Annotated in this window: 8 protein-coding genes; 2 read left to right on the forward strand and 6 right to left on the reverse strand. The window is 33.9% G+C overall.

What is annotated here, in order from left to right; all coding sequences use genetic code 11:
• Positions 1 to 13: 13 nt before the first annotated feature.
• From V1468_RS14805 to folE, 6 genes are all read right to left on the reverse strand, one after another.
• Entirely contained in the window at positions 14 to 439 is a 426-nt protein-coding gene (locus V1468_RS14805) for a hypothetical protein (RefSeq protein ID WP_331810983.1), read from the reverse strand.
• Between the two features lie 70 nt (positions 440 to 509).
• Positions 510 to 1,007: a DUF192 domain-containing protein gene (locus V1468_RS14810; RefSeq protein ID WP_331810984.1), complete on the reverse strand. Its 498-nt coding sequence runs from the start codon at positions 1,005 to 1,007 to the stop codon at positions 510 to 512.
• A 1-nt stretch (position 1,008) separates the two neighbouring features.
• Complete coding sequence (lgt, locus tag V1468_RS14815; RefSeq protein ID WP_331810985.1) at positions 1,009 to 1,845, reverse strand: prolipoprotein diacylglyceryl transferase; 837 nt, start codon at positions 1,843 to 1,845, stop codon at positions 1,009 to 1,011.
• 65 nt (positions 1,846 to 1,910) lie between these two features.
• On the reverse strand, positions 1,911 to 2,144 hold the full coding sequence (gene yidD, locus V1468_RS14820; RefSeq protein WP_331810986.1) for a membrane protein insertion efficiency factor YidD: 234 nt from the start codon (positions 2,142 to 2,144) through the stop codon (positions 1,911 to 1,913).
• 2 nt (positions 2,145 to 2,146) lie between these two features.
• Positions 2,147 to 3,628 carry a cysteine--tRNA ligase gene (gene cysS, locus V1468_RS14825; protein ID WP_331810987.1) on the reverse strand — a complete coding sequence of 494 codons (1,482 nt, stop codon included), beginning with the start codon at positions 3,626 to 3,628 and terminating at the stop codon, positions 2,147 to 2,149.
• A 58-nt stretch (positions 3,629 to 3,686) separates the two neighbouring features.
• Positions 3,687 to 4,364, reverse strand: coding sequence for a GTP cyclohydrolase I FolE (gene folE, locus V1468_RS14830; RefSeq protein WP_331810988.1), 678 nt, complete (start codon positions 4,362 to 4,364; stop codon positions 3,687 to 3,689).
• A gap of 195 nt (positions 4,365 to 4,559) precedes the next feature.
• Between folE and V1468_RS14835 the strand changes: the two genes are divergently transcribed.
• Positions 4,560 to 5,021, forward strand: a complete 462-nt coding sequence (locus tag V1468_RS14835) for a hypothetical protein (RefSeq protein ID WP_331810989.1) — start codon at positions 4,560 to 4,562, stop codon at positions 5,019 to 5,021.
• Between the two features lie 9 nt (positions 5,022 to 5,030).
• Positions 5,031 to 7,850: PKD domain-containing protein (locus V1468_RS14840; protein WP_331810990.1), on the forward strand; the 2,820-nt coding region annotated here is incomplete at its 3' end.

The raw sequence follows: 7,850 nt of genomic DNA on the forward strand, positions 1-7,850 counted from the left end.
ATAAGTTATTAGTTTAATCGATTTTGTTAAGAGTAATTTGATCGGTTTCAAAGTTAGTTGGTCGCGCTGATCCGTCAAACCCCAATGCTAATACCATTTGAGATTCAGAATTCATTTTAAAGATACCTTCTAAGGTGCCTAAGGTTTCTTTATCTTCCACCTTCTTAACAATAAAATCAATATGGTAGTAGTTTTCTTTTTTTTCAACTTCATAATGCATAGAGGCTTCAGTGCCGTCTCTTGTAAATGATTTTCCTCCCATTATCTGGCCGTCAAATTCAAACAAAGCGTAGCCATCTTTAGTAAGTGTTAAGTAGCCAATATCTCCTTTGTCTTTACCTTTCCATTTGCCAACATAAGAAGGTGAATCTTTAATAGAAAAAGAGCAAAATAAAACTAGAGATACAATTAAAAGTGAAAGATTTTTTAATGATTTCATGTAGATAGGAATTAAAATTATTCCTACAAGATATATCATTTTTTAAATTAAATGCCTAAAATGGAATTAATTAGTCTTTAGTAAAGTGAATACGATCACCAATTTTTAGTTGCCACTCATCAGAAAGTCCAGCATTAATTTCTAAAACATATTTGGCAGGAGCTTCAGATGGAAGTGAAGTTTCGTCAAAAGGTTTTGCATGTTTTTGAAAGCTAACAATCTGTTGTTTTTGATCTATATAAATAATATCTAACGGGATTTTAGTATTCTTCATATAGAAACTTCTCATTTGTACATCAGAAAAGATAAAAAGCATACCTTGGTTGGTACCAAGTTGAGTTCTGTACATTAATCCTGTTTGTGTTTCGTACTCATCTTCAGCAAATTCAATATCTAGAGTTTTTATTATAGAGTCGGAATCTGATTTTTTGAGGTGTAAAACCCCTTCTTTGCTAAAACTAACTTTTACTTTATCATTAGACGTGTTTTGCTTTTCATCTTTACAATTAAAAAATAAAAGCAAAGAAAAGAAGAGAACAAAGTTTCTTATGAAATGAGTTGTACGCATATTAGGCAACGGTCTTTTTAGGCTTGTAGATAAACATAAAGTAAAGACCAATAAGTATAAAAGGTATGCTTAAAAGCTGGCCATTGTTGAGAACATTACCAAAGAAAGCTGCCAAATCTTCCTCTCCTTGAGGTTCCTTTACAAATTCTACAAAGAATCTAATGGTCCATAGAAAAACTAAAAATAAACCAAATAAGAAACCTTCTTGTTTAGATTTATTGGTTTTCCAATAGAAATAAAGCAACGTTATAAATACAAAAACATAGCAAAACGCTTCGTATAATTGAGCAGGATGTCTTGGCTCAGTTTCACTAAGTTGTCTAAATACGACACCAAAATCACTGTTGGTGTATTCGCCTATTATTTCTGAATTAATAAAGTTTCCTATTCTGACAAATACTGCACCAAGAGCTGTAGCGATTACCACGCGATCCAAAATCCAAAGTATACTTTTCTTTAAGATTTTTTTGTTAAATAGGTACATTGATATAATCATACCAATGGCTGCTCCATGGCTGGCTAAACCTTGAAAACCTGTAAATCGTATACCGTCTTTAAAACTGAAAGGTAAAAATATACTAAAGAAATCTTCACTTATCAGTTCAGATTGGTAAAAAATCACATGACCTAATCTAGCTCCAATCATGATGCCCAATACAGAATAAATAAATAAAGAATCTAGAGATTCGTTTGATTGATTTTCGTTTTTCCAAATCTTCTTTGTAATGTAGAAGCCTAGTATAAAGGCGATAATCCACATCACACTGTAAAAGTGAAGTTCAAAAAAGCCTAAGTCAATAGATTTTATAGGATCCCAATATATTTTTAATGCGTGCATGTAAGTAATCTTTTCGCTGTAAATATACTATTTTGTTAGGGAGTGAAAATAGGATTAACGTAATATTAATCTTCCTTTGGTGGTACTGGGTCGTAACCTTTTCCGCCCCAGGGATGACAACTAAAAATCCTTTTTAAGGCTAGCTTACCTCCTTTAAAAATACCATGAACTTCAATGGCTTCTTTAGCATAATGTGAACATGTAGGCTGATATCTGCAAGTAGCAGGTGTAATAGGAGATATAAAAGTTTGATAGACTTTAATTAAAAATAAAAAAGGATATGCTAAAAATTTCTTCACGATTAATTAGTCGTAAATGTGGTGCCTTCTCTACTATCATTTAGTTGAATTCCTACTTCAGCTAACTCATCTCTAATTTTATCAGACAATGCAAAGTCTTTATTCTGTCTAGCTTCTTTTCTTAGATTTATTAAAATTTCAACAGCACCAGATAACTTATCAGAGCCTGTACTTTCTTTGGATACATTAACTAAACCTAAAATATCAAAAGTGAAATTTTCTAAAGTTTCTTTTAACAAGCCTAAGTCTTCTTTAGTTATTGTTGCGCTACCATCTTTTATTTGGTTGATGAATTTTACAGCATCAAATAAAGTAGCTATTAAGATAGGTGTGTTAAAGTCATCGTTCATGGCATCATAACATTTCTGTTTCCATTCAGAAACATTAAAAGATGATGAATCACTGGTTTTTAAATCTTCAATTAAATTAATGGCATCCATTAACCTAAAAAATCCTTTTTCGCTTGCTAATAATCCATTATTAGTAAAATCTAATATACTTCTATAGTGCGCTTGAAGCATAAAAAATCTTGCAACACTTGGAGCGTATGCTTTAGTGATATGAGGATTATCTCCAGAAAATATTTCATTAGGCAGAATGAAATTTCCGGTAGATTTTGCCATTTTTTTACCATTCATAATAAGCATATTGGCATGCAACCAGTAGTTAACAGGTGAGTGGTCATTACAAGCTTCTGCTTGAGCAATTTCACACTCGTGATGTGGGAATTTTAAATCCATTCCGCCACCATGAATATCAAATTGCTCACCAAGGTATTTGGTGCTCATTGCTGTACACTCTAAATGCCAACCTGGGAAACCATCACTCCAAGGAGAAGGCCAACGCATAATGTGCTGTGGTTCGGCTTTTTTCCAAAGTGCAAAATCCTGCGGATTTCTTTTGTCAGATTGTCCGTCTAAAGCTCTTGTATTATGAATTAAGTCTTCAAGTTTACGTTTACTTAAAATACCGTAAGGCTTAGATTCGTTGTATTTATGTACATCAAAGTAGACTGATCCATTTACAACATATGCCATTCCATTGTCTATAATGGTTTTTATAAGCTCTATTTGCTCAATAATGTGGCCTGTTGCTGTTGGCTCTATACTTGGTGGTAAAAAGTTGAATTTATTTAAGATGTTATGAAAGTCTACTGTATATCGCTGTACAACTTCCATAGGTTCTATAGCTTCTAGTCTTGCCTTTTTTGCAATACGATCTTCACCTTCATCGGCATCATTTTCTAAATGTCCTGCATCTGTTATATTTCTTACGTATCTTACTTTATAACCAAGATGCTTTAGGTATCTAAAAATAACATCAAAAGACATAAAGGTTCTTACATTTCCTAAGTGTACATTGCTGTATACTGTTGGTCCACATACATACATGCCAACGTAACCTTCGTTAATTGGTTTAAAGACTTCTTTTCCGCCAGATAATGAGTTGTATATTTTTATAGTTTGGGTATCGTATAATGGCATGCTGAATAATTCAAAAAATGTTTAAACAAAACTAAAGAACAAAGAAAGACTAAGCAAACTAAAACTGTGTGTCTAGTTGTATATAATCTAGGAATTCTCTTCGGGTTTCTTTTTCTTTAAATTTTCCGCCAAACTCAGAGGTTACTGTACTGCTTTCAATATCTCTTATTCCACGAGAGTTTACACACAAATGCTTGGCATCTATAACGCAAGCAACGTCTTCAGTTCCTAAAACTTCTTGTAATTCTTTTACAATTTGTATAGTTAATCGTTCTTGTACTTGTGGACGTTTAGCATAATAATCTACAATTCTATTCATTTTAGAAAGGCCAACTACAGTACCGTTAGAAATATAAGCGACATGAGCTCTTCCTACAATAGGTAATAAGTGGTGTTCGCAAGTAGAGTAAACAGTAATGTTTTTTTCTACGAGCATTTCGCCATATTTATACTTGTTATCAAAAGTCGATGCGCTCGGTTTTTTTTCAGGATCTAACCCTCCAAAAATTTCATTCACAAACATTTTTGCAACACGGTTTGGTGTGCCTTGTAAACTGTCATCAGTAAGATCTAGTCCTAGGGTTTCCATAATGTGCCTTACATCATCTTTAATAATATCTATTTTTTCCTGTTTTGAGAGTTTAAAAGCATCATCTCTCATAGGAGTATCGCTCGATGAACCTATGTGGTTATCGCCTAAAGCATCTATATCGTTAAAATCGTTATCGATTTTCATGGTTAAATAATTATTAATCAATCTTTAAAAGGAAGTTGCAAAGATACGTAATAAAAATAGGATGATAATGGTAGGAGTTTTACAATTATACTTGTTATATATCTAAAACCGTTAAAATGTTAATATCATTAAGGATTTAACAACTGTTTTTATAAAATTTTCTTAATTTTCCAAACTTTAAAATAAGGTTAAGCCATGAAAAAAATTCTTACAATTTTCTTATTAATTCTATTGCCGCTCTGTTCATTTGGGCAAAAGAAAAATAATAAGGTTTCTCAAAAAGTTATAAAGTTCAAAGACAATGTAGATTTGCCATTAACATCTAAAGAAAAGCTACAAATAGATGAGGTTTATGGCGAATATGCTGAAAAATACGTTTATAACGATTCGCATCGATTGAAAGCGATTAAGCATTTGTTAAGAAACAGAGTGGAGATAAAAACTATTGGGGAGGAAGAGAATAAAAAACCTTATGTTTTATTGTCTAAAATTCCTTTGAATACGGCATTTGTAAAGAATTTAAAAAGAGATAGTAATTTTAATCTTAATGACTTCAACCCTCTTAAGTACAATTTTAATTTGTTTACCAAGAATGGTGGGATGTACCGTGTAGATGGTACCAATACTTATATTATAATAAAGTCACAATATCAATAATTTCAATATATGAAGTATTTATTTACATTTTTTATTTTAACAATATCTTCAGTATTGATAGCTCAAGATATTACGATGCAAACAACTACTGTAAGCCAGTGTGGTGGTGTTTTTTATGATTCTGGCGGTGAGTTTGCAAATTATGGTAATGATGAAAATTTTGTTCTAACTATCTGTCCTGAAAACCCAGGGCAAAAAATTCAGTTAGAATTTATAGAGTTCAACACACAGCTTAATGCAGATATAGTCACAATATTCGATGGTGATGATATAACAGCTCCTCCGATAGGAGATTTTTCTGGTGCTAATAATCCAGGCTTAGTTGAAGCTTCTGATGCTAATACTTCGGGATGTATTACGGTTCAGTTTGTGTCAAATGGTTCTGCTAATGCTAGTGGTTGGGTTGCAAATATTTCGTGCAGAACACCATGTCAAGACATAACTGCTCAATTAGATTCTACAGTACCTGATGTCAATTCAGAAGGAGAGGTACTTATATGTGCAGGAGGTGATGTAACCTTTAATGGTAGTGCAATCTTTTCAGCAAATGACGATCCTAATGCGACTTATGAATGGGATTTTGGAAATTCTACAACAGCTACAGGGCAGAGTGTTGTTGCAACCTACAATGAACCAGGTATTTTTGTTGTAGATTTAGTAGTAACAGATACAAATCCCTTAGGTTGTTCTAGCACTAATTCAATCAGTCAGGTTGTAAGAGTATCTCCAGAAATAGATTTCACAGGTACCGAAGCTACAGATGCAACAATATGTTTTGGTGAATCTACTACTATTACTGGTGTAGCAACAATACCTCAATTTGAGGATTGTGCTCCAGAAATTTTTGATCAAACATGGTTAGAAGATACTCCGTCAACAGGTCAAGATACGTCCTATTCTTCTACTATTACAGTAGATTGTTATGGGCCAGGTCAGGTGTTAACAGATATTACGCAAATTACAGATTTCTGTGCTGTTATGGAGCATTCCTTTATGGGTGATCTTTCGATAATTTTACAAGCTCCAAACGGAGCTCAAGTTATGTTTTTAGAGTATGGTGATGGGACCGATCCAGGTGATAATTTAGGTATTCCGGATCAGGCTGATAATGGTAACCCTGGTACAGGCTTGCAATATTGTTTTTCCCCAACAGCTACTCAAACGTTAGATGATGCAGCCGCTACAGGTAATGATATTCCTGCAGGTACGTATGCGGCATTACCATCATCTTCATTTGATAATTTATTAGGTTCACCTTTAAATGGAGATTGGACGTTTATTATAATTGATTCATGGGCAGCTGATGATGGAACGTTGTTTTCATGGAATTTAAATTTTGATCCTTCTCTGGTTCCGCCATCAAATAGTGTTGTAAGTGAAGAGTGGGATGCTGACCCAACAATAACCAATACAAATGGAAATATTATTACAGTAACACCTCCTACAGCAGGAGAGTTTTGTTATACTTATAGAGCTTCGGATGATTTTGGTTGTGAGTACACACAAGAAGTGTGTATAGAAGTATTACCAGAAATAGTAACTGAAACTCCTAACGATTTATTCGTATGTGACTCAGGCACTCCACCATATATTTTTGATTTAGAAACAAATACAGCAGTTGTTTTAGCAAGTGCGGCAAACGCAAGTGATTTGGTAGTTACTTATCATAATTCACAAGCAGACGCAGATGCAGATGTTGGAGCAATCGCAGACTTAAATAACTATTCAGGAACAGATGGTGAAATCATTTATATCAGAGTTGAATATTTAGATTCTGGTTGTTACGAAGTATTGTCTTTTACATTGAACGTTGCTGGACAACCAAATATAAATCCAGTTCCAGATTTAGAACTATGTGATGATGTATCTAATGATGGTGTAGAAGAGTTTGATCTTAGTGTACAAACCCTTGGTATTTTGGGCGCACAGGCTCCTACAGATTTTAATGTTACTTATCATTTAACGTTTGATGGAGCTGATAATGGTACGGGAGCTTTACCAAATTTATATACCAATGGTGGTAATCCTGAACCGATTTACGTAAGGGTAGAAAGTATAGGAGATTCCAACTGTTACAATGCATCGGCCAATCCGGTATTTAGTTTAATTGTAAATCCTAGAGCAATTGCTAACCAGCCTGCAGATATGGAAGCTTGTGATGATATTAGTAATGATGGTTTCGCAACATTCGATTTGAGTACTCAGGAAACATTTATTTTGGGCACTCAAGATCCAACTACTTATGATGTTTCTTTTCATCCAACTCAAGATGATGCTAATTTTAATACAGGAGCTTTACCTACAAATTACACAAATGTTAACCCAAATACAGAGACCATTTTTGTAAGAGTTCAAGATCCTGCAAATCCAGATTGTTATGGAACAACTTCATTTAATTTAATTGTTAATCCATTACCTGATGTTATGGCAGTAACTCCATTGCAAGTTTGTGATGGAGAAGTAACAGATGGTTTTGCACCTTTTAACCTTACGGATAAAGTTACTGAGATTTTAAATGGTCAGACCGATGTTAATGTTTCGTTCCACGAAACACCTGAGGGTGCTGACATGGATACAGCAGAAATATTTGATGGTTATGTGAATACTACTCCAAATAATCAAACTATTCACGTTCGTTTAGAAGATGCAATAACGGGTTGTTATAATGTAGGTACGCTCGCCTTAGAAGTCTTGGGCAATCCAGTAGCCAATATGCCAATAGCTTTAGAGGAGTGCGATGATGATTTAGATAGTTTTGTAGAGTTTACGTTGAGTGATCGCGATGCCGAGGTGATAGGAGCACAGACGGGAGTAGTTGTGACGTATCAT

It is taken from the genome of Winogradskyella poriferorum (genome assembly GCF_036553625.1).
Lineage (GTDB): Bacteria > Bacteroidota > Bacteroidia > Flavobacteriales > Flavobacteriaceae > Winogradskyella > Winogradskyella poriferorum.

Bases quoted from the DNA above. Each gene is read 5' to 3' on its own strand.
- V1468_RS14805 (WP_331810983.1), bottom strand. From the start codon at position 439: ATGAAATCATTAAAAAATCTTTCACTTTTAATTGTATCTCTAGTTTTA.
- V1468_RS14810 (WP_331810984.1), bottom strand. From the start codon at position 1,007: ATGCGTACAACTCATTTCATAAGAAACTTTGTTCTCTTCTTTTCTTTG.
- lgt (WP_331810985.1), bottom strand. From the start codon at position 1,845: ATGCACGCATTAAAAATATATTGGGATCCTATAAAATCTATTGACTTA.
- cysS (WP_331810987.1), bottom strand. From the start codon at position 3,628: ATGCCATTATACGATACCCAAACTATAAAAATATACAACTCATTATCT.
- folE (WP_331810988.1), bottom strand. From the start codon at position 4,364: ATGAAAATCGATAACGATTTTAACGATATAGATGCTTTAGGCGATAAC.
- V1468_RS14835 (WP_331810989.1), top strand. From the start codon at position 4,560: ATGAAAAAAATTCTTACAATTTTCTTATTAATTCTATTGCCGCTCTGT.